This is a genomic window from Streptomyces sp. SID486, assembly GCF_009865385.1.
GTDB lineage: Bacteria > Actinomycetota > Actinomycetes > Streptomycetales > Streptomycetaceae > Streptomyces.
In genome coordinates, this window is sequence record NZ_WWJT01000202.1 from 1 (window position 1) to 21,670 (window position 21,670).

At 72.3% G+C, this 21,670-nt stretch carries 19 protein-coding genes and 1 pseudogene; 7 read left to right on the forward strand and 13 right to left on the reverse strand.

Annotated elements, in window-relative coordinates; genetic code table 11:
• Positions 1-49 precede the first annotated feature (49 nt).
• Entirely contained in the window at positions 50-508 is a 459-nt protein-coding gene (locus GT045_RS09895; RefSeq protein ID WP_161290411.1) for an ATP-binding protein, read from the reverse strand.
• Positions 509-721: 213 nt separating this feature from the next.
• Between GT045_RS09895 and GT045_RS09900 the strand changes: the two genes are divergently transcribed.
• Both GT045_RS09900 and GT045_RS09905 read left to right on the forward strand, forming a co-directional pair.
• A complete protein-coding gene (locus GT045_RS09900) occupies positions 722-1,582 on the forward strand; it encodes a helix-turn-helix transcriptional regulator (RefSeq protein ID WP_161290409.1) in 861 nt (286 codons plus the stop codon).
• Between the two features lie 9 nt (positions 1,583-1,591).
• Positions 1,592-1,813: a DUF397 domain-containing protein gene (locus tag GT045_RS09905; RefSeq protein ID WP_161333931.1), complete on the forward strand. Its 222-nt coding sequence runs from the start codon at positions 1,592-1,594 to the stop codon at positions 1,811-1,813.
• A gap of 57 nt (positions 1,814-1,870) precedes the next feature.
• On the opposite strand, the gene GT045_RS39570 is transcribed toward GT045_RS09905, so the two are convergent.
• Positions 1,871-2,413, reverse strand: coding sequence for an aminotransferase class I/II-fold pyridoxal phosphate-dependent enzyme (locus tag GT045_RS39570; protein ID WP_345942601.1), 543 nt, complete (start codon positions 2,411-2,413; stop codon positions 1,871-1,873).
• Positions 2,390-4,423 (reverse strand): annotated as a pseudogene (locus GT045_RS09910) (peptidase S41); the annotation flags it as partial. The pseudogene GT045_RS09910 and the gene GT045_RS39570, both read right to left, overlap by 24 nt.
• Before the next feature lie 190 nt (positions 4,424-4,613).
• Between GT045_RS09910 and GT045_RS09915 the strand changes: the two are divergent.
• Both GT045_RS09915 and GT045_RS09920 read left to right on the forward strand, forming a co-directional pair.
• Positions 4,614-5,216 (forward strand): TetR/AcrR family transcriptional regulator, encoded by a 603-nt coding sequence (locus GT045_RS09915; RefSeq protein WP_161297158.1) that lies wholly within the window; start codon positions 4,614-4,616, stop codon positions 5,214-5,216.
• A 105-nt stretch (positions 5,217-5,321) separates the two neighbouring features.
• Complete coding sequence (locus GT045_RS09920) at positions 5,322-7,526, forward strand: MMPL family transporter (RefSeq protein ID WP_161297156.1); 2,205 nt, start codon at positions 5,322-5,324, stop codon at positions 7,524-7,526.
• Between the two features lie 85 nt (positions 7,527-7,611).
• Here GT045_RS09920 and GT045_RS09925 read toward each other — a convergent pair whose 3' ends face one another.
• The 3 genes from GT045_RS09925 to GT045_RS09935 are packed head-to-tail and all read right to left on the reverse strand — an operon-like array spanning position 7,612 to position 9,801.
• Positions 7,612-8,112 (reverse strand): hypothetical protein, encoded by a 501-nt coding sequence (locus GT045_RS09925; RefSeq protein WP_161333933.1) that lies wholly within the window; start codon positions 8,110-8,112, stop codon positions 7,612-7,614.
• A 4-nt stretch (positions 8,113-8,116) separates the two neighbouring features.
• Entirely contained in the window at positions 8,117-9,256 is a 1,140-nt protein-coding gene (locus GT045_RS09930; RefSeq protein ID WP_161333934.1) for a hypothetical protein, read from the reverse strand.
• A complete protein-coding gene (locus GT045_RS09935) occupies positions 9,256-9,801 on the reverse strand; it encodes a hypothetical protein (protein WP_161333935.1) in 546 nt (181 codons plus the stop codon). Before GT045_RS09935 ends, GT045_RS09930 begins: the two co-directional genes overlap by 1 nt.
• Positions 9,802-10,110: 309 nt before the next feature.
• Here GT045_RS09935 and GT045_RS09940 point away from each other — a divergent pair, with 309 nt between their 5' ends.
• Entirely contained in the window at positions 10,111-10,956 is an 846-nt protein-coding gene (locus GT045_RS09940; protein ID WP_161333936.1) for an EamA family transporter, read from the forward strand.
• A 106-nt stretch (positions 10,957-11,062) separates the two neighbouring features.
• Complete coding sequence (locus tag GT045_RS09945) at positions 11,063-11,338, forward strand: DUF1876 domain-containing protein (RefSeq protein ID WP_161297146.1); 276 nt, start codon at positions 11,063-11,065, stop codon at positions 11,336-11,338.
• Positions 11,339-11,369: 31 nt separating this feature from the next.
• Here GT045_RS09945 and GT045_RS09950 read toward each other — a convergent pair whose 3' ends face one another.
• From GT045_RS09950 to GT045_RS09965, 4 genes are all read right to left on the reverse strand, one after another.
• Positions 11,370-12,530, reverse strand: a complete 1,161-nt coding sequence (locus GT045_RS09950) for a serine hydrolase domain-containing protein (protein WP_161333937.1) — start codon at positions 12,528-12,530, stop codon at positions 11,370-11,372.
• Between the two features lie 371 nt (positions 12,531-12,901).
• Positions 12,902-13,693: an ABC transporter ATP-binding protein gene (locus tag GT045_RS09955; RefSeq protein WP_161333938.1), complete on the reverse strand. Its 792-nt coding sequence runs from the start codon at positions 13,691-13,693 to the stop codon at positions 12,902-12,904.
• Positions 13,681-14,442: a cobalt ECF transporter T component CbiQ gene (cbiQ, locus tag GT045_RS09960; RefSeq protein WP_161333939.1), complete on the reverse strand. Its 762-nt coding sequence runs from the start codon at positions 14,440-14,442 to the stop codon at positions 13,681-13,683. The genes GT045_RS09955 and cbiQ overlap by 13 nt, the downstream gene beginning before the upstream one ends.
• A 1-nt stretch (position 14,443) precedes the next feature.
• Complete coding sequence (locus GT045_RS09965; protein ID WP_161297137.1) at positions 14,444-15,496, reverse strand: energy-coupling factor ABC transporter permease; 1,053 nt, start codon at positions 15,494-15,496, stop codon at positions 14,444-14,446.
• 148 nt (positions 15,497-15,644) lie between these two features.
• On the opposite strand from GT045_RS09965, the gene GT045_RS09970 reads away from it, so the two are divergent.
• Positions 15,645-15,983, forward strand: coding sequence for an SsgA family sporulation/cell division regulator (locus tag GT045_RS09970; protein ID WP_161297135.1), 339 nt, complete (start codon positions 15,645-15,647; stop codon positions 15,981-15,983).
• Here GT045_RS09970 and GT045_RS09975 read toward each other — a convergent pair whose 3' ends face one another.
• The 3 genes from GT045_RS09975 to GT045_RS09985 all read right to left on the reverse strand — a co-directional run bounded on the left by GT045_RS09975 (position 15,984) and on the right by GT045_RS09985 (position 21,571).
• Positions 15,984-17,645 (reverse strand): penicillin-binding transpeptidase domain-containing protein, encoded by a 1,662-nt coding sequence (locus GT045_RS09975; RefSeq protein ID WP_161297133.1) that lies wholly within the window; start codon positions 17,643-17,645, stop codon positions 15,984-15,986. It abuts the gene before it with no gap.
• A gap of 96 nt (positions 17,646-17,741) precedes the next feature.
• Positions 17,742-19,373: a penicillin-binding transpeptidase domain-containing protein gene (locus tag GT045_RS09980; protein WP_161333940.1), complete on the reverse strand. Its 1,632-nt coding sequence runs from the start codon at positions 19,371-19,373 to the stop codon at positions 17,742-17,744.
• Positions 19,374-19,555: 182 nt separating this feature from the next.
• Positions 19,556-21,571: a SpoIIE family protein phosphatase gene (locus GT045_RS09985; RefSeq protein ID WP_161333941.1), complete on the reverse strand. Its 2,016-nt coding sequence runs from the start codon at positions 21,569-21,571 to the stop codon at positions 19,556-19,558.
• Positions 21,572-21,670 lie beyond the last annotated feature (99 nt).

Below are 21,670 nucleotides of genomic sequence, written 5' to 3' on the forward strand. Positions count from 1 at the left end.
CCTGCGCGCCGAGCGCGGTCGGGTCGGCCACAGCGCTCCAGGCCGTGGGCTACGGCTCCTGCGGCCGGCCCGCCGCGACCGGGGCCGGCGGGAGCGCCCAGGGAAGTTCGATGGACACCGTCTTGCCGCCCTCGCGTGTGGGGCGGACACGGAGCCTGCCGCCGCACTCCGCGGTGAGGCACCGGATGATGACCATGCCGCGCCCGTTGTCCTGCTGGACGGCCGCGGGCAGTCTCTTCGGGAAGCGGGGATGGCTGTCCGTGACGCCGATGCGCAGGTGTTCGTCGCGGTGCAGCGCGAGGTCGACCGTGAAGGTGGGTGACTGCCCGAAGGTGTGCTGTACGGCGTTGGTGGCGAGTTCGGAGACGATGAGGCGCACGGTGTCGGCGACGTCGGCGTCCGACGGCAGGCCCCACTCCGCAAGGGTGCCCACGACGTAGGAGCGGGCGGCGGAGACCGAGGCGGGATCGCTCGGCAGAGTGACGGATGCTTCCAGATGGTCTGCCATGTCGACGTCGTCCCTTTCCCACGGGACCGCGGTCCGACATACGGCGGAGGGTTCGAGTACGGTCCCGGACTGGTGCTTGCCCGTCAGACTGCCACCACCGGACCCGTCACGGGGGGCGATCCACCAAGATATGCATATATCTGTCGCCCGAAGCGGTGAAATCTGCGACGCGAGACCGTATCCGGGCGGCCCTCGGAGAGTAAGGAGGAGCCCATGCAGAACGGTCCTGCAGTGCGCCGCCGGAAACTGGGCGCCGAACTGCGCACGCTGCGCACCGACGCTGGGCTCACGAGCGGTGAGGCGGCCCGGCTCGTCGGCTGGCACCAGTCGAAAGTCAGCCGTATCGAGACCGGCGCCAGCGGCGTGAAACCGGCCGATCTGCGGTTACTCCTCGACGCCTACCGCGTGCGGGACGCACACTTGCGCGAGTTGCTGCTGATGCTGGCGGGGGCCGAGGACGCGGGCGGCCGGCACCGCTGGTGGCACGCCTACCGCGGCGTACTGCCGCCCACGTACCGCGATTTCATCAGCCTGGAGTCGCAGGCGAGTGTGATGCGCACCCTGGAGACGACGGTCGTGCCCGGCCTGCTCCAGACCCCCGAGTACGCCCGCGCGGTGACCCGGGCGGCGGTGAAGGACCTGGCCGAGGACCGCCTGGACACACTGGTGGAGGTACGTCTGGCCAGGCAGGACGTACTGCGTTCCGACCCGCCGCTGGTGCTGAGCGCCGTGCTGGACGAGGCGGTGCTGCGGCGCGAGGTCGGCGGTCCCGGGGTGATGGCCCGGCAGCTGGAACGGCTGACGGAGGCCGCCCGCCTGCCCCAGGTACGGCTCCAGGTGCTGCCGTTCGCGGCGGGGGCTCATGTCGGCCTGACCGGGCCTTTCGTTATCTTCTCATTTCCGAGCACATCTGATCTGGACGTAGTTGTTCTCGACCAGTTGACGAGTAGCCTCTACCTGGAACGGAAAGAAGACCTGGTGGCCTACTCCGAGGCCTTCAGCACTCTTCAGTTCCACGCCCTTTCCCCCGAGGAATCGTTGGACTACATCGCCGGAATAGGTGACGGCGCGTAAGGAGGCACCATGTCAGCTCTGCCTCGGAACGTCCCTGCCAGTACCGACCTGCTTCACGTGCGCTGGCTGCGCAGCAGCTACAGCACGGGGGCCAACAACTGCGTGGAGACGGCACGGCCACGCTACGGCCCCGCGGCCGGACTGCTCGCCGTGCGCGACTCGAAGGACCCCGCCGGGCCCGCGCTGCTCTTCTCCCCCGCCAGCTGGGCGGGTTTCGTCACCACACTCTGATCAAAATCGATCAAAACCCGCTCACACTCGTGCGATACACGGCCGTGTCACGCCGACTCATGGTCGCGTTTCGCCGATGACTCGTACAGCGCGTTCGATCTCGGCTCCGGAGAGGTCCGCGCGGGCGGTCAGCCTCAGCCGTGAGATGCCGTCGGGCACGGAGGGAGGACGGAAGCAGCCCACGGCCAGGCCCGCCGTCCGGCAGTCGGCCGCCCAGCGCACCGCCTGCTCCGGGGAGGGAGCCCGCACGGAGACCACCGCGGCGTCCGGACGTACCGCCTCCAGACCCGCGGCGGTCAGCCGTGCGTGCAGGTCCGCGGCCACCTCCCGGGCGCGCGCCGCCCGTTCCGGCTCGCGCTCCAGCAGCCGCAGCGCCGCCAGCGCGGCACCGGCCGCCGCCGGCGCCAGGCCGGTGTCGAAGATGAACGTCCGGGCTGCGTTGACGAGGTGGTCGACCACCCGGGCCGGACCGAGCACCACCCCGCCCTGACTGCCCAGCGACTTGGACAGAGTGGCGGTGACGACCACGTCGTCCGCGCCCGCGAGCCCGGCCGCGTGCGGCGCGCCCCGGCCGCCGTCGCCGGCCTCGCTCGAGGGCACCGCCCGCAGATCGCCCTCGTCCACCACGACCAGCCGGCTGCCGTCGCCGCTCACCGCGAACCAGTCCAGGTGGTCGACGAGTTCGGACTTCTTCGCCTTGGAGATGTTGAAGTACTCCAGGGTCGGCCGGCCGCTGATGTCGGCCGGGTTGACGAAGGTCTCGCCCAGCGCGCCGGAGATCGGCCAGCGCAGCCACACCAGGCCGCCGCCCGCGACCGGGTACAGCGCGGAGTACTTGGAGGCGACGACCGGGAACGGTGTGACCCGGTTCGCCAGCCCCTCCACCTCGACGGTCACCGTGCCGGCCTCGCCGGTCTCCTCGTCCTCCATCGGGTCGAGCCCGCCGGCGGCCGGGCGGCCCTCCGGGTTGAGGGCGAAGGGGGAGGGGGTCGCCGAGGAGAGCGGGACCAGGTACGGGCGGCAGCCGAGCGGGAAGGACAGGTCGCCGGTGTGGACGTCGTAGACGGGGTCGAAGCCGCGCCAGGAGAGGAAGGCCAGGTAGCGGCCGTCCCGGGTGAAGACCGGGTTCTCGTCCTCGAACCGGCCGTTGGTGACGTCCACGATCAGCCGGTCCTTGATGCGGGCCAGCTTGATCTGGCGCAGGGAGCGGCCGATGCCGGGATGCGACCAGGTCAGCCAGGAGCCGTCCGGGGAGAAGGCGAGGTCGCGGACCGGGCCGTTGGCGGACCGGATCAGTTCGGACACCGTCCCGGCACCGCCACCGCTCACCGCCGCCGCCTCCGGCTGCTCCCCCTCCGGCCTCTCCTCCCCTTCGTTCTCCGCTTCCTCCCCCCGGTCCCCTCCGGTCACGTCGATCAGCAGCAGCCGGCCGTCGTGGGAGGCGACGGCCAGCCGTTCGCCCAGCGGGTCGCAGACCATCTCCTGCACGCGCCCGAGGGCGCCGGAGGCCAGCCGGCGGGGTGCGCGGTCGCCGGTGGCGCGGGGGAGCTGGGCGATCTCGACGGCGTCCGCGCCCTCGGCGTCGGTGACGTAGGCGACCTGGCCGGAGCCCAGCATCTCCGGCAGCCGGACCCGGACGCCGGGTGTGTCGGTGATCGTGCGGGCCGGGCCGTCGCGGTGGGTGAGCCAGTACAGGCTGCCGCGGACCACGACCGCGCTGGCCCGGCCGGTCTCGTCCACCGAGATGCCGTCGACGTTCTGCGCCGCCGGCACCTGGTAGGGGCGGCGGCCGGTGCGCGGTCCCGAGAGCCGGATGTCGAGCCGGCGCGGTTCGCCGTCCGGGGAGAAGTCGTCCACCAGCCACAGGTCGCCCGCGCACTGGTAGACGACCCGTTCGCCGTCGCTGGAGGCGTGCCGGGCGTAGAAGGCGTCGTGGTCGCTGTGGCGGCGCAGGTCCGTGCCGTCGTGGGCGCAGGAGTAGAGGTTGCCGACGCCCTCGTGGTCGGAGAGGAAGGCGATCCGGCCGTCGACGAACATGGGGCAGGCCAGATGGCCGCCGATGTCCGGCAGGAGGCGCTCCCCGTGCAGCCACAGCCGGCCCGTCGCGCCGCCGCGGTACCGCTTCCAGGAGGCCGGTTCGTGCGGCGGGGTGCCGGTGAGCAGCAGGGTCTTGTGCCGGCCGTCGAGATCGGCGACCTGGATGTCGGTGACCGGGCCCCAGGGCAGCCGCCCGTCCGGGTCGCCCTCGACGGGGACCTTGTAGGCCCAGGTGAAGTAGGAGAAGGGCTGGCCGTGGGAGGCCACGGCCAGGATGTCGCCCTCCGGGGTCCAGCCGCACACCTGGGTGTCGGGGCTGCCCCAGTAGGTCAGCTGGCGCGAGGGGCCGCCGGCGTCGACGTCGACGAGGTGGATCTCGGGGACGAGGCTGCGCCAGGTCGTGTAGGCGATCCGGCGGCCGTCCGGTGAGAAGCGGGGGTGACCGGACTTGGTGCGGTCGGCGGTGAGCCGCCAGGCGCGGTCCGGGGCGTCGAGGCGGGCCAGCCAGAGGTCGTCCTCGGCCACGAAGCACAGCAGGTCGCCGTTGAGGTGGGGAAGGCGCAGATAGCTCACCTCCCCATGCTTTTCCGGGCCCACGTCCGCAGCAACTCGTGGCCCGGCGGGAGCGGGGGCGCGCCGGGGGCTTACGGGGCCTTCACACTCGTGACCCAGCACACGTACGAAACGGTTTCGTTTCGTTGCCGGACGGGGTATCTTCTTGGACGTACGAAGAAGAAGGCTCCGGAGTGGGAAGGTGACGGGCATGACCGAGGCTGTCGCGGCGACGCGCCGCAGTCGGATCACGCCCGAGCGCGAGGCCGAGCTGTACGAGGCCGTGCTCGACCTGCTCCGGGAGGTCGGCTACGACGCCCTCACCATGGACGCCGTGGCCGCTCGCACCCGGTCCAGCAAGGCCACGCTCTACCGCCAGTGGGGCGGCAAGGCCCAGCTGGTCGTCAAGGCCCTGCGGCACGGCAAACCCGGCCACGGCGAGGACATCGACACCGGTTCCCTCCGCGGCGACCTGCACGCCCTGACGGCACTCGAGGACGACTGCGCCATGGAGCGCAACTCCGCGCTGATGCGGGGCGTCGCGATGGCGATGCACCACAACGACGATCTGCGCGAAGCGTTCCGGGAGCAGCTCATCGACCCCGAGATGGGCGGGTTCCGGCAGGTCCTGCAACGGGCGATCGACCGGGGCGAGGTCCGCCCGGACTGCCCGGCGATCGACTTCCTGCTGCACATGATGGTCGGCGGATTCGCCACCCGGGCACTGCTCGACGACCAGCCGCCCACCCAGGCCTTCCTCATCTCGTACATCGACGCCGTGGTCCTCCCCGCCCTCGGCGTCCCCACCGACTGATCACCTGGCAGTCCCCTCACCCAGCCTCCACCTGACGTCACCGCTCACGTCGTCGGGCTGATCGCCCCTGCCCTGCAACCACGACCTGACCGGGAGTACGCCTCCGTGGCCACGTTCCTCTACAAACTCGGCCGACTCGCCTTCCGGCGACGGCACTTCGTCGCCCTCGTCTGGGTCGCCCTGCTCACCCTCGCGGGGGTGGGCGCCGCCTCCGCGCCGGCGGCCGGCAACACGTCCTTCTCCATACCGGGCACGGAGGCCCAGAAGGCCTTCGACCTGCTGGAACAGCGCTTCCCCGGGATGAGCGCCGACGGCGCCACCGCCCGCGTCGTCTTCAAGGCGCCCGGCGGCGGGAAGGTGACGGACGCCGCCGCCAAGGCGACCGTGAAGAAGACCGTCAAGGAGCTGGGAAGCGGCTCCGAGGTCGCCTCCGTCGCCGACCCCTACACCGGGCACGCCGTCAGCAAGGACGGCACCATCGCCTACGCCTCGGTGAAGTACAAGGTCTCCGGCATGGAGCTGGCGGACTCCACCCGGGACGACCTGAAGGCTGCCGCGCAGGACGCGCGGGACGCCGGGCTGACCGTCGAGGTCGGCGGTGACGCGCTCAGCGCGACACCCGAGACCGGCTCCAGCGAGGTCATCGGCATCGCCATCGCCGCGGTCGTCCTCGTCATCACCTTCGGCTCCCTGCTCGCCGCCGGGCTGCCGCTGCTGACCGCGATCATCGGCGTCGGCATCGGCGTCTCCTCGATCACCGCGCTCGCCAGCGCCCTGGACCTGGGCTCCACCACCTCCACCCTGGCGACGATGATCGGCCTCGCCGTCGGCATCGACTACGCCCTGTTCATCGTCTCCCGCTACCGCGCCGAACTCGCCGAGGGCCGCGAGCGCGAAGAGGCCGCCGGCCGCGCCGTCGGCACCGCCGGCTCGGCCGTGGTCTTCGCCGGCCTGACCGTCGTCATCGCCCTGGTCGGCCTGTCCGTCGTCAACATCCCGATGCTGACGAAGATGGGCGTCGCCGCGGCGGGCACGGTCGCCATCGCCGTGCTCATCGCCCTGACGATGATCCCGGCACTGCTCGGCTACGCGGGCCGCAAGGTCAAGCCGGCCGGGCAGAAGAGCAAGCTGCTCGGCGGCGGCCGTGCGCCGAAGAACCCGGACCGCCCCAACATGGGCACCCGCTGGGCCCGCTTCGTCGTCCGCCGCCCGGTCGCCGTCCTCCTGCTCGGCGTGGTCGGCCTCGGCGCGGCGGCCCTCCCGGCCACCTCCCTGGAACTGGGGCTGCCCGACGACGGCTCCCAGCCCGTCTCCACCACCCAGCGCCGCGCCTACGACCTCCTCTCCGAGGGCTTCGGCCCCGGCTTCAACGGACCGCTGATGGTCGTCGTCGACGCTAAGGGCAGCACCGACCCCAAGGCCGCCTTCGACGAGGTCGGCAAGGAGATCAAGGGCCTGAAGGACGTCGTCACGGTCACCCCGGCCGCGCCCAACAAGGCCGGCGACACCGCGACCATCACGGTGGTCCCCGACTCCAAGCCGTCCTCGGCGACCACCGAGGACCTGGTGCACGCCATCCGCGACAAGGGCGCGGACATCGCCGCGAAGACCGACTCTCAGGTGCTGGTCACCGGTTCCACGGCGATGAACATCGACGTCTCGCAGAAGCTGAACGACGCGCTCCTGCCCTACCTCGCCCTGGTGGTCGGCCTGGCCTTCCTCCTGCTGATCGTGGTCTTCCGCTCGGTCCTGGTCCCGCTGAAGGCGGCCCTCGGCTTCCTGCTGTCGGTGCTCGCCGCGCTCGGCGCCGTCGTCGCGGTCTTCCAGTGGGGCTGGCTGTCCGGCCTGATGAACGTCGAGGAGACCGGCCCGGTCATGTCGATGATGCCGATCTTCATGGTGGGCGTCGTCTTCGGTCTCGCGATGGACTACGAGGTCTTCCTCGTCACCCGCATGCGGGAGGCGTACGTCCACGGCGAGAAGCCCGGCCAGGCGGTGGTGACCGGCTTCCGGCACGGCGCACGGGTCGTCACCGCCGCCGCCGTCATCATGATCGCCGTCTTCTCCGGCTTCATCGGATCCAGCGAGTCGATGGTCAAGATGATCGGCTTCGGCCTCGCGATCGCGGTCTTCTTCGACGCGTTCATCGTCCGCATGGCCATCGTCCCGGCGGTCCTCGCCCTCCTCGGCAAGCGGGCCTGGTGGCTGCCGAAGTGGCTGGACCGCGCCCTGCCCAACGTGGACGTCGAGGGCGAGGGACTGCGCACCCTCGCCGACGTCGGCGAGGAGAAGGAGCTGGTACGCGCCTGACGTACCGCGCCTGGAACAGGACGGCCGGTGAGGGTGCCCGCAGGGACGGGGCCGCACCCTCACCGGCTCTTCTCCGTACCCGCCGTCAGGTGCGCCGCAGGCGGAACGCCGGGCAGACGTCCGGGTCGTCGTCCTCGTAGAGGTACGTCCGCTCGGAGTCCGCGGCGATCGACAGGCTGTCGACGGTGTAGCCGCGCAGGAAGAGTTCCGGGGCGGTGAAGGAGAGACGGACCTGTCCCGGGTCGCCGGCGCCGTAACCGCCCGCCACGTCCCAGGTGCCGGAGCCGTCGAAGGTGTCGCCGAGTTCGCTCCGGTACCAGTCGCCGGTCGGCCAGTCGTGCACGGTGACCGTCCCGCCGGTGCCGCTGTCCGACGCCCTGAGAGTGATCGTCGCGCCCTTGGCCTGCGCCTCTCCCCGGTAGGTGCCGGCGACTTCCCCGGAGGTGGCGGACTCGGCCTGCCTGGCCATGCACGCCTCGACGGCGGTGGACGCGGAGGAGCAGGCGGCCAGCGGAGTCAGCAGGCCCAGCGCGGCGGCGGCCGTCACCAGGCGCGGACGCCCGCCCGTCATGAGAACTCGGGACACCTGTCTACTTCCCCTTCGCCGGAATGCGTTCCGTCCAGACGATCTCCTGGTCCACGGACGAGAAGACACCCTTGTCGCGGTTGAACTTCTCGAGCCAGTCGTAGTAGCCGACGTAGTGCAGGAACGACTCGTTGCTCGTGTTGTTGTGCAGCTGGTACTCGACGACCAGGGAGCCGTCGGGATCCTCGCCCTTGACCGTGTAGTGCAGGTTGTACGAACCCGTGAACGCCTCGCCGAGATGGTCCTCGTCGCCGGTGGCGATCGCGGGGATGTCTGTGGTGACGAGCTTCTTCAGCGCGCCCAGCTTGCCGCCCGACGAGATCGAGTACGACACGTCGCCCTCGGGCCGGCCCTTCTCCCGGAACTGGTCGAGCGTGTCCAGGCGCAGCTGCTTCATGCTTTCGCTGGACCGGATCAGCTCGGTCATCTCGTCACCCTGGTGGTACTCGCGGTGCCGGGACCCGTCGCCGGACACCCAGTCCCAGCCGAGCGAGTACGGGTCGTCCGAACTGTGCGCCGGATAGGGGTCCGCTCCCCGCATGGCCAGGCCGAGCGCGCTGTACTCGTCCTCCCCGATCCTCTTCGTGGAGTCGATGTCCGTGAACTTCGGGTCGTCGTTGAACCACTGCCCGAGGCCGACGTCCGACGCCAGGCTGTAGGCCAGGTTGCGATCGGCCGCGACGCCGCGTTCGAGGATCCGCGCCATCTCCTGCTGCGCCGTCTCGATGGTCTTGCTCTCCTCCTCGGTGAGAGTGGCCTTGCAGGCGCCGCCGACGACGTCGCGGGCGAGGGTGCCGTCCCGGTTGATGTGGAGGCCCTTCTCCGCGGCCCGCCGGACGGCGTCCTTGAGGTCCTTCTGGGCGGACTTCAGATCGCCCGCCGCGTCCTCGACCACGCGTCGCGCGGCGTCCGCCACCTTCGTGGCGTCCTCCAGCTGACGCTGGATGTCGTCGATCATCCTCCAGGCGTACGGGGCCGCGACGCCCTCCCAGTAGCCCTTGTTGCGCAGCGGGCTGAGGACCTCGTCGTGCATGCGCTTGCCCAGACCCTTGATGTCGCGGTGGATGTCCTCCCACCGGTCCGCCAGGTCGTCCAGGGCCGACAGGTCCGCGGCCAGCAGGTCCTCGAAGAAGGTGCCGCTCATCAGTAGTCCTCCAGCGCCGACCTGATCCGCACCTGGTTCGCCGTCAGCCCCACGGCGACGTCGGTCCTGGTGTAGGTGCCGTCACTGGACCGCAGGCTCTCGGCGATATGGGCGAGCCATGCCGTCACCGTGCCGGCCTGCCGCTCCCACTGCCGGTGGGCGAGCTGGACCGCCAGGGCGGACTCCAGCGTCCCCAGGGCCCGCGCGGCCTTCCGGGCCGGTTCCTCCAGCGAGGCGGCCGGCTTGTAGAACGCGTCGCGGATGGCGTCGGCCTGGCCGGCGGCCTTCTTGAGCACGCCCGGGGCGATCTTCAGATCGTCCCCCGCGCCGGCGGGAGGCTGCGGCGGCTTGATGAACCCGGGCGGCGGACGGAACTGCGGCCGGTCCAGCGGATCGGCGGTGCTGTCGGCGGCCGGCGCCGTGTAGTGCCCTTCGAAGCCCGGCAGGACGCCGTGCCGTTCGATCTCGTCCGGAGACAGCGGCAGTTTCGACTGTTCCGGTTCGGGGAGCTTGTCGTCCCCGGGTACTGCTTCTTGTTCGCTCACGAGTGATCCCCCGACTGCCCGGCCGACGGCACGGCAGGGCGTGACTCGGCCGCGTTCCGGCAATGGTCAGGTCGTCATCATCTCAGCGGTGTGATCATCGGCGGGCATCCGGGCCCAGTCGCGGGGCCTCCCGGGGCCGGGGGACGTGCCGAGCGCCGACCCCGTGAGCGCGCGCGGGTGATGCCGTAGCGTGCCCGTCATGACGACGACAGCCGCCACTGACGCCGAGAGGTCCCGGTCCCGTCCCCGGTTCGCCGAAGCGCGGCGGGCGCACGGCCGCGCGGACGGGGTGTCGCGCGAGCGGACCGCGTGACACCGCTCGTCGCGGCGGCCGTACTGCTCGCCGCCGTCACCCACGCCGGCTGGAACGCCCTCGCGCACCGCGTCACCGACAAGCTCGCCGGCTTCGCCCTGATCTCCGGCGGCGGGCTGCTGATCGGGCTCGCCGCGACACCGTTCGTGGCGTTCCCGGCGGGCCCCGCCTGGACGTACCTGTTCGTCTCGGCGGCCGTGCACATCGCCTACTACGCGCTGCTGATGACCTCGTTCCGGCTGGGCGACTTCGGGCAGGCGTACCCCATCGCGCGCGGCAGCGCCCCGCTCCTGGTCACCCTGCTCGCGGCCGTCTTCGCGCACGAGGTGCCCGGCGCCTGGGCGAGCGCCGGCATCGCCGTGTCCTGCCTCGGCCTGACCGGCGTCAGCCTGTGGGGGGTGCGCGGCAGCCGGCCCGACTGGGCGGCCGTCGGCGCGGCCCTCGCGACCGGCCTCACGGTCGCCGCCTACACGGTCATCGACGGTCTGGGCGTACGGGCCGCCCACACGCCCCTCGGGTACACCGCGTGGCTCATGGCCGTCCAGGGGGCCGCCATCCCCGCGTTCCTCTGCGTACGCGCGCGGGGCGACACGGTACGGCTGCTGCGCCCGTACGCGGCCGTCGGCCTGCTCGGCGCCGCCCTGTCCGTCGTCGCGTACGCCCTGGTGCTGTGGGCCCAGACGCGTGCCGCCCTCGCCCCGGTCGCCGCGCTGCGCGAGTCGTCCATCATCGTCGGCGCCGCCATCGGCGCGCTGTTCTTCAAGGAGAGCTTCGGCGCTCCCCGCATCGCGGCGGCCGGCCTGCTGGTCGTGGGGATCGGGCTGATGCTGCGGCCCGGATAGGGCGCGCGCAGCCGTGCGCGGCGCCGCACCGCCGCCCCGGTGCCGACATGACGGGCCGGGGTGCGGTGGCGCACCCTGGAAGCAGCGATTGTCGGAGGTGGTCGTCATGATGCACACCCCTGTCGGATGGCACATCGAGCTGGAGTTCATGGAGGACGATCAGCACACCCGCGCGGTGGCCATGGTGCGCCTGCCCGACGGCGCCGAGGTACGCGGGCACGGGCGGGCCAGCAGGCACCGCGTCGACGCGAACCAGCCCCGGGTCGGCGAGGAGATCGCCGGCGCCCGGGCGCTCAACGAACTCGCCATGCAGCTGCTGACCAAGGCCCACGAGGAGATCGACGCGGACTCCGGGCGGATCTCGCACCCGATCCACGTGTGACGCCGTCCGGCGCGCGGGTGCCGCCGTCGGATCAGGCGAGCGCCGTGCGCACGGCCCGTACGAGCGCCTGCGCCCTCGGGTCGGCCGTCACACTCTGCCGGAACCCGTTGGTGACGTAGCCGAAGGCGATGCCGGTCTCCGGATCGGCGAAGGCGAGGGCACCGCCGCGGCCGGGGTGGCCGAAGGAACCGGGGGAGAGCAGCGGGGACGCGGGGCCGTGCAGCATGTACCCGAGGCCGAAGCGGGTGCCGACGACCAGGACGCGGTCCGCTCCGGCGGACCGCTCGGCGCGGGCCAGCTCCATGGTCTGCGGGGTGAACAGGCGGGTCCCGCCGTCCACGTCGCCTATGAGCGAGGCGTACAGACGGGCCAGTCCGTCGGCCGTGGCGATGCCGTTGGAGGCGGGCAGGGCGGCGGCCCGGTAGGCGGGGGCGTTCTCGTCGGGGAGCGGGGTGATCGCGGCGAACGCGCGCCGGGTGAGGGAGCCGGGGTCGGCGTACGCCTCGGCCACCGCGCGCTTGGGCCGGGTCTTCAGGCCGCCGGCGGTCTCGGGCGTCCGGGCCGGTCCGACGCGGCCCACGTGCGCCTGGCGCGGCTGCGGCAGGCCGAGCCACAGGTCCGCGCCGACGGGTGCGGCGATCTCGTCCGCCAGCCATTCGCCGACCGGGCGGCCGGTGATCCGGCGCAGGAGCTCACCGGTGAGCCAGCTGTAGGTCTGCGCGTGGTAGCCGTGGTCCGTGCCCGGCTCCCAGGCCGGCGCCTGGGAGGCGACCGCCGCGGCACCGGTACCGGGGTCGGCGGCCTCGGCGGGGGTCAGGGGGCGGTCCAGGGCCGGCACGCCCGCTCGGTGGGCGAGCAGGTGCCAGACACGCGTGTGCTCCTTGCCGGCCGCCTTGTACTCCGGCCAGTACGTGCCGACCGGGGCGTCCAGGTCCAGCTCGCCGCGCTGGTGCAGGAGCAGCAGCGCGGCGGCGGCGACGCCCTTGGTGGCGGAGCGCACGATCTGCGCGGTCCCGCGCTGCCAGGGGGTCTCGCCGTCCACGTCCCGGGTTCCGGCCCACAGGTCCACGACCCGGTGGCCGCCGCGGTAGACGGCCACGGCCGCGCCGCGCTCGCCGAGCAGCGCGAAGTTCGCCGCGAACGCCTCCCTGACCGGCTCGAAGCCCTCGGCCACTGTGCCGTGCACGTCCACGCCCGCCGTCCCTTTCCCTCGCCCAAGACAGTGCCTGCAACAGCGGCCTCCCGCCTGCGATTCCTCGGCGGGGGGCGGGACGGGCGTGAGATGTCTCTCAGTAAAGGGGGGCGCCTCGGGGCATCCGGGGCCCCTCGGCACTCACCACGGGGAGACGCCTCGGCATGGGGACGCCTCGGCACGGGGAGACGCCTCGGCACGGGGAGACGCCTCGGCATGGGGACGCCTCGGCACGGGGAGACGCCTCGGCACGGGGAGACGCCTCGGCATGGTGGGACGCCCCGGCACCGTGGGCGTCTCGGCACAGCGGACCCCTCGGCACCGCGGACCCCTCGGCGCCGCGGACCCCCTGGCGGCGTCCGCGGGTGCCGTCAGCGCCCCGGCGTCCGCGCCACCGCGCGCGGATCGAAGCCGAACGGCAGCTCCAGCCGGTGCGCGCCCATCAGCGCGTCGTCGGAGAGCAGGGTCCCGGTCGGGCCGTCCGCCACGATCACTCCGTCGCTGAGGACGAGCGAGCGCGGGCACAGCTCCAGGGCGTAGGGCAGGTCGTGGGTGACCATGAGGACCGTGACGTCCAGGGAGCGCAGGATGTCGGCGAGCTCCCGGCGGGAGGCCGGGTCCAGGTTGGAGGAGGGCTCGTCCAGGACCAGGATCTCCGGCTCCATGGCGAGCACGGTGGCCACCGCGACGCGCCGGCGCTGCCCGAAGGAGAGGTGGTGCGGCGGCCGGTCGGCGAAGTCCTGCATCCCGACCCGTTCCAGGGCGGTGCGCACCCGCTCCTCCAGCGCCGCGCCCCTGATCCCGGCGGCGGCGGGCCCGAACGCCACGTCCTCCCGCACGGTCGGCATGAACAACTGGTCGTCCGGGTCCTGGAAGACGATGCCGACCTTCTGCCGGATCGCGGCCATGTGCTCCTTGCCGACCGGCAGCCCGGCGACGGTCACCGTGCCGGTGCCGCCCCCCAGGATGCCGTTGAGGTGCAGCACCAGGGTCGTCTTGCCGGCGCCGTTGGGGCCGAGCAGGGCGACCCGCTCGCCGCGGGCGAGGGAGAAGTCCACACCGAACAGGGCCTGGTGCCCGTCCGGGTAGGCGAAGGCGAGGCCGGAGACCTCCAGCGAGGGCACGGGCGCGGACGCGGGCGTAGCAGTACTCACAGGACCCATCCCAGCAGACAGACGACGAGGGCGGCGCAGGGGAGGCCCAGCGCGTGCCGCCACTGCGCGCCGGACGCGGTCACCTCGTCGATGACCGGCATCGCGCCCGCGTAGCCGCGGCTCACCATCGCCAGGTGCACGCGCTCCCCGCGCTCGTAGGAGCGGATGAACAGCGCACCGGCGGACTTGGCGAGGACGCCCCAGTGCCGTACGCCCTTCGCCTCGAAGCCGCGCGACTCCCGGGCGATCCTCATCCGCCGCATCTCGTCGGTGATGACGTCACCGTAACGGATCATGAAGGACGCGATCTGCACCAGGAGCGGCGGCAGCTTCAGCCGCTGCAGCCCGAGCAGCAGCTCGCGCAGCTCGGTCGTGGCGGCCAGCAGCACGGAGGCGGCGACGCCGAGGGTGCCCTTGGCGAGCACGTTCCAGGCGCCCCAGAGCCCGTTCACGCTCAGCGACAGCCCCAGCGCGTGCACCCGCTCGCCCTCCGCCACGAACGGCATGAGCACCGCGAACGCGACGAACGGCACCTCGATCAGCAGCCGCTTGAGCAGGAAGCCGGCCGGCACCCGCGCGGTGCGGGCGACGGCCGCGAGCAGTACGGCGTACACCGCGAACGCCCACATCGCCTCGCGCGGCGTCGACACTACGACCACCACGAACAGGAACGCGGCGGCGAGCTTGGTGTGCGGCGGCAGGCCGTGCACGGGCGAGTGCCCGTGCCGGTAGAGCCTGTGCGCGTGCCCGGCACCCATGTCAGACGCCGGTGTTCACGGGGGACGCGTCGGCGTCGCGCCGCCTGCGCAGCGCCCAGAACACCGCACTGCCCGCGACGACGGTGACGCCCACGCCGATCACCCCGGCGAGGCCGCCGGACAGGCGGGCGTCGGAGACGTCCTTGACGCCGTAGTCGGCCAGCGGCGAGCCGGCCGAGGCGTGCTTCTCCTCCTTCTTGTCGATCCCCTTGTCGTGCGCGACCTTCTCCAGGCCGTCGGGGTTCGCGGAGGCGTAGAAGCTGACGAAGCCGGCGAGGACGAGCGAGGTGACCAGGCCGGTCACCCACAGGGTGCGCCGGGAGGTGCGTGGCGCCGCGGGCACCGTGGGCGGTGCGAGCGCCGGGGCGTCCACCAGGTCGCCGTTGACGCGCAACTGGAGCCGCCGGCGCAGACCGCGCGCACCGTGCACCAGGTCCGGGCGGACGGCGATGACGGCGCCGACCGTGAGCGCGGTGATGACCGCCTCGCCGATGCCGATCAGCACATGCACACCGATCATGGCGGTCGCGACCTTGCCGATGGAGACGTCGGTGGTGCCGCCGACCGCGTAGATCAGGGTGAAGACGACCGCGGCGGCCGGCACCGACACCAGCGCGGCGACGAAGGAGGCGACCGTGACCGAACGCCGCTTGCGGGGCAGCACGGCCAGCAGGGCGCGGAACACGGCGTACGACACGACGGTGGTGGTGATCGCCATGTCGGTGATGTTCACGCCGAGCGCGGTGAGGCCGCCGTCGGCGAACAGCACGCCCTGCATGAGCAGCACGACCGACACGCACAGCACGGCCGTGCAGGGGCCGACGAGTATCGCGGCCAGCGCGCCGCCGAGCAGATGGCCGCTGGTCCCGGCGGCGACCGGGAAGTTCAGCATCTGTACGGCGAAGATGAACGCCGCCACCAGGCCGGCCAGTGGCGCGGTGCGTTCGTCGAGTTCGCGGCGGGCGCCGCGCAGGCTCACCGCGAGGGCGCCGGCGGCGACCACTCCGGTGACCGCGGAGGTCGGGGCGTCGATGAATCCGTCAGGTACGTGCACCCGCCGATTTTAGAGCCGTCTTGCGAATGGTTTGCAAGAGAGAGGCGCTCTCGGCTTTCACCGGGCGGGTGCCGCAAAGTGTGCGACGCTTGATGGAAAGCGGATGCACAGCTTTCGCTTAGGTCACGGAGCGTGAGAGGGCGGTCCGATGTCTGTGGTCGAACAGTACGCGCGCGCCCATATCGTCACGGACGAGGAGGACCCGGGGGCCGTACCCGTCGTGCTGCGGTACGACCCCGACAGTGATCCCCGGTCGGTCCGGGTCGGCCTGCCCGGTCCCCACGAGTGGACCTTCTCCCGCGCGCTGCTCGAACGGGGTCTGCTGACGCCGGCGGCGAGCGGCGACGTCCGGGTGTGGCCCTGCGGCCGGGTCCAGGCCGTCGTCGAGTTCCACACCGACCACGGCGTGGAAGTGGTGCAGTTCGAGTCGAAGACCCTGCTCAGGTTCCTGGTGCGGACCTACATCGCCGAGCCGGTGCCGACCTGATCAGCTCCCGAGCTTCAGCAGTGCCGCCACGACGGGGCCGGCCGTGTCGCCGCCGTGCCCGCCCGCCTCGACCACGCCCGCGGCGGCGAGGTCGCCCCGGTAGGCGGTGAACCAGCCGTTCGGCTTCTTCTGGCCGTCGACCTCGGCCGAGCCGGTCTTCGCGCCGTAGTCCGGGCCGAGCCCCGCCATGGCCTCCGCGGCGGTGCCGGACGCGGCCGTGTACCGCAGCAGCTCGCGCAGCTGGGACAGCGTCCTGGCCGACATGGTGCGTGAGGCGGTGGCCAGCGTGCGGTGGTCGAAGGACGGCGCGACCAGGTAGGGCTGGTGGAAGGTGCCCGACCGCACGGTCGCCGCGACCGAGGCCATGTTCAGCGGGTTCATGCGCACCCCGCCCTGGCCGATCAGCGAGGCCGCCATCTGGGCCGCCGACTGCACCGGTACCGAGCCGTCGAAGGTGGGCACGCCGATCGCCCAGTTGTTCATCGACAGCCCGAACACCTGCTGGGCCTGCTTGGTCAGGTCGTCGTCCTTCAGCTTCTTCGCCTGGCTGATGAAGGCGGTGTTGCAGGAGCGGGCGAAGCTCGCCTTGAAGGTGCCGCCCTTGATCTCGAAGTCGTCGTCGTTGTGGAACTTCCAGCCGCCGTAGGTGAACGTCTTCGGGCACGGGTGCGCCTTGTCCGGCGCGGTCAGGCCCTTGTCGAGCAGCAGCGACGACGTGATGACCTTCATGGTGGAGCCGGGGGCGAGGGAGCCCTGGAAGGCGGTGTTGAAGCCGTGCCCGTTGTTGGCGACCGCGAGGATCTCACCGGTCGAGGGGCGCAGGACGACCACGGAGGCACGCGGGCGCTTGGCCACCTGCTTCTCGGCCGCCGCCTGGAGACCCGGGCTGAGGGTGGTCCGCACGGTGCCCGGGGTGCCCTCGCTCAGCTCCACCAGCGTCTTGTCGGACAGCTTGGCCTCCTTGGACGCCTTGCCGCGCACCACGCGCAGCTCCACGCCCGCAGTGCCGCCCGCCCGCTTGCCGTACTTCTCCCGCAGCCCGTCCAGCACCGTCCCCAGGGACGGGTAGTCGGCGGTGTCGAGGACACCCCCGTCGCGGTCCAGCGCCTTCACGGGCGGGGTGCCGGACTCGCCGGTCACGAGGGTGTCGCCGTCGCGCAGGTCGGGGTGGACGACGGCCGCGTGCCAGTCGACCAGCGGCTCGCCGTCACCCGGGCGGCGTACGACGGTGAGCGAACCGGCGTACTTCAAGGGCTTGCTGAAGCCCCGGTAGGACACCGTCGCCTGCACGGCGAACGGCACCTCGGCGCCCTTCGCCGGCCCCGGGGTGAACGTGACGTCCTTCAGGTGGGCGTCCTTGGCGTAGCCGGTGAGGAGCTTGCCGGCGGTGGAGGGCTCGTCGGTGGCGGACGCCGCCTCGGCGACCTTGCCGTGCTGCCAGGCGGTGAGGAAGCGGGTGGAGGCCGTGCGGACCTCGGTCGTGGTGAGCGGGCCGGTCTTCACGGCCTTGTGCCCGGCCGCGGAACCCTCGTCGGCCGCCGCCCCGCCGTCGTACAGCGCGTAGACGCCGAACCCGGCTCCGCCGACCACCACGGCGATCATCCCGCCGAGTACCGCGGGTCCGGTCTTCCGTCTCTCGGCGACGCGCCTTCTCTTGCCCACAGTTTCCGTTCCTCCGCGCCTTTCCCAGGGTCTTCGCAGCCCTCACAATCCCCAACGACGGCAATCACCTTAAAGTCCCCGCCTCCCCGGGTGACGTCAGCCGGCGTTCCGTAGCACGCTTGCGACAATCGGCCCGGCGGCGTCGATGCCGTGCCCGCCGTCCTGGACCATGGCCGCCGCGGCCACGTCGTCGCGGTATCCGGTGAACCAACTGTCCGACCTGGCCTCTCCGTCGACCTCGGCCGAACCGGTCTTCGCGCCGACGTCCCCGCCGAGCCCGGCCATCACGCCGGCCGCGGTGCCGCTGCGGGCGGTGCGGTTCATCATCGCGCGCAACTGCCCGCTCGTGCCGGAGGACAGGCCGCGTGCGCGTGCCGGTTCGCGGCCGTCCAGCTTCAGCGGCACGATCACCGGCTGGTGGAAGGAACCGGTCTTCGCGGTCGCCGTCACGGAGGCCATGTTCAGCGGGCTCATCTGCACCTGGCCCTGGCCGATCAGGCCGGCCGCGGTGTCCGGGCCGCCGGAGGCGGGCACCCGGCCGTCGAAGGACGGCACCCCGATCTGCCAGTTGTTCCGCCCGAGCCCGAACCGGTCCTGGGCCTCCGCGGTGAGGGAGTCCACCTTCACCTCGTCGGCGAACTTCACGAAGGCGGTGTTGCAGGAGCGGGCGAAGCTGTCGGAGAGGGTGGCGTGCTCGTCCGGCTGAAGGCCTTTCAGGTTGTGGAAGGTCTGGCTCTGCCAGACGGCCGACGGCGGGCACGGGGCGGGTCCGTCCGCGGTGGTCCTGCCGGTGTCGATCAGGGTCGCCGCACTGATGATCTTCATGGTGGAGCCGGGGGCGCGTTCGCCGAGGAGGGCCGCGTCGAAGCCGTCCCGGCGGTTGTTGGCGACGGCGAGGATCTCGCCGGTGCTCGGCCTGACGGCCACCACGGACGACTCCGGGTACTTCAGGACGGCCGCCTCGGCCACCGCCTGGGCGCTCGCGCTCAGCGTCGTGGGGAGCTTTCCGGGCCTGCCCTTGGCCAGGGTGAGGAGCGGGGTGTCCGCGGTCCGGCCGCCGTCCGCGGCCACCTGATGGCGTATCACCAGTTCCACCCCGGGCCGGCCGCCGGTCCGGTCGCCGTAACGGCTGCGCAGCTCGTCCAGGATCGGGCCGAGGGAGGGGTACTTCACCCGGGTCAGCACCTTCCCGTCACGGTCGACGGCCTCGATCTCCGGAGCCGCCGACTCACCCGTGGTGAGGGTGTCCCCGGTGCGCAGGCGCGGGTGGACCACGGAGGGCTGCCAGTCGACCAGCGCGCGGTGCGATGTCCTGCCGCGCACGACGGTCAGGGAGCTGCGGTAGGCGAGCGGGTGGGACGTGCCGGCGTACGACACCGTCGCCTTCACCGTGAACGGCACCGTGTCACCGGCGGCCCTGCCGGGTGTGATCCGCACCGCGCCGATGTGGGCCGCGCCGCCGTACGCCGCCAGCAGTTCCTGGGCCGCCTCCGGGTAGTTCGTGTACGACGCCGCGGTCGCCGCGTCGCCCTTCTCCCAGGCGGCGAAGAACGCCCCGGTCGCACCCTTCACCTCGGAGCCGTCCGGGGGACCCGTCCGCACCGCGGCCGCGCCCCCGCCGTCGTCGCCGTTCACCGCGGACGCGAAGTTGTAGAGCCCGTATCCGGCACCGCCCAGCAGGGTGACGCACACCCCGGCTATGACGACCGCCTTGACCCCGTTGCGCATGACGCGGACTCCCCTCCCGTTCACCCTGTTGAACATGTTCAAGCAGGTGCCGGGAGCACTGTAAGCGGTTGCGGTGCCGTCGTGGCAGGCGTTGTCGAACCGTGATCGGGCAGGGTGTCCGGCCGCGTAGGGGGGGCCGGTGGGGCCGAGTCCGTCCCGCCGCCCGCCCTGCGGCCGGGCGCTCACCGGGGGGTGGCGGTGCCGACCCGGGCGATGAGAAGGGCGATGTCGTCCTGCGCGGGGGCCGGGGCGAGGCGGTCGACGAGGGTGTCGGCCAGCTCCTCGAGGGACGGATGGACGCCGGCGAGGAGCCGGGTGAGCTCGTCCAGGCGCTCGTCGAGGTCGTACTCCCGCGCCTCGACCAGCCCGTCGGTGTAGAAGACGAGCACTGTCCCGGGAGCGAGGGGGATCTCGGTGGTCGTGTACGAGATGCCGCCGATGCCGAGGGGCGCGCCGGAGGGCAGGTCGACGAGGCGGGCGGTGCCGTCGGGGGTGATCAGGGCGGGCGGGGGGTGCCCGGCCCGGGCGAACCGGCAGAGGTTGGCCGCGGTGTCGCACACGCCGTACAGGCAGGTGGCCAGGATCGGGCTCTCGAGATCCTGCATCGTCCGGTCGAGCTGGTGCAGCAGCTGGTCGGGGGCCAGGTCAAGGCGGGCCAGAGCGCGCAGTGCGCTGCGCATCTGCCCCATGACGGCGGCGGCGGGGATGCCGTGCCCCATGACGTCGCCGATGGACAGGGCGGCCCTGCCGGAGGTCATGGCGGCCACGTCGTACCAGTCCCCGCCCACCTCACCGGCGTCGGACGCGGGCAGGTAGCGGTGGGCGATCTCGATGCCGTCGGGAGGGCTGAGGCTGTGGGGCAGCATGCTTCGCTGGAGCGTCAGGGCCGTGTCGTGCTCGCGGGCGTAGCTGAGGGCGTTGTCGATCGCCGAGGCGGCCTTGGCCGCGATCTCCCCGGCGTCGGACAGGTCGTGCTCCGCGAACGGGCCGGGGTTGTCCGCCCGCCAGAGGCCCACCGTGCCGAGAAGGGTGCGCCGGGAGTACAGCGGGGCGGTGATCAGCGAGTGCATGCCGTACTCCAGCAGCCTGCCGGCCTGCCGGCCGTGGCGGGCCTGCCATGCCCAGGAGGTGTGGAGGTCCGGCACGACGGCCGCGGTCGCGGTCGCGAGAGCGATCCGCGAGCCCACGGGGTCGAGCGGGGGATCGTCGCGGACGCCGCCCAGGGCGACGCGGCGAGCGCACGCGCCGTGCTCGTCGAGCGGCTCGTCGACGAGCAGGACCGGCAGGGCCAGATCGACGGTGACGAAGTCGGCGAACCGCGGGACCAGCACGCGCACCAGCTCCTGTGCGGTCTGCCGCGCGTCGAGGGTCGTACCGATGGCGATGCTGGCCTCGTACAGCAGCCCGAGGCGGTCATGGGCGCTGCGGGCCTGCTCACGGCTCTCCCCGAGCGAGCGGGCCATGGTGTTGAACGCCGTCCCGAGCTGACCGATCTCACCCCTGCCGGACTCGGACATCCGCACGGTGAGGTCGCCGCCGGCGAGCCGTGACGCCACGCCGGCCGCCTTGCGGACCGGCCAGACGACGGCCCGGATCACGTACCCGGCGAAGCCCGCGATGAGAAGCATCGAGCCGGTGAGGCCGATCGACCCCGCCACGACCGCCTCCCGGGCGTCGGAGTCGGCCGCGCTCTCCCGCGTCGCGACCAGCGCCTCCTGGGCCGATTCGTACCGGTCGAACTGCTTCCTGAGCGCGTCGACGCGCCGCTTGCCGTCCAGCGTCGCCGCCACGCCGCGGGCCCGGGGATCCCCTCGGCTCGCGGCCGCCACCAGCGGGATGGAGTGGGCGTGGATGAGGGATTCGCCGGCCTGCCGGATCTGCTGGGCCAGGATCTTCTGGCCGGGGGTGGTGCTGAGGCGCACGAGCTGCCGCGCCTGGCCGGAGAACGTGGTCCGGGCGGTCTGCCAGGGTTCGAGGAACTGCTTCTCCCCGGTGATGACGAAGCCGCGCTGGCCCGTCTCCAGGTCGACGACGAGCCCCTCGACCGTCCTCGCCTGGGCGAGCGCCGTCTGCGCGTGGCGGCCGGCGGCCGCCGACTCGCCGAGCCCGATGATCGACCGCAGCAGCATCGTGAAGGCGAGCCCGATCAGCAGGGCCAGCAGCCCACCCGCGACGGCGGTAAGGGGCACCAGCCCCATACGCGCGCGTCTCTTCCGTGGAGCTGACATGCACATCCCCAACCCTGTGCACCGAAACCGACGGTCGGGTCACCGGCAGGGCGGTCTCGCGGCGGGATC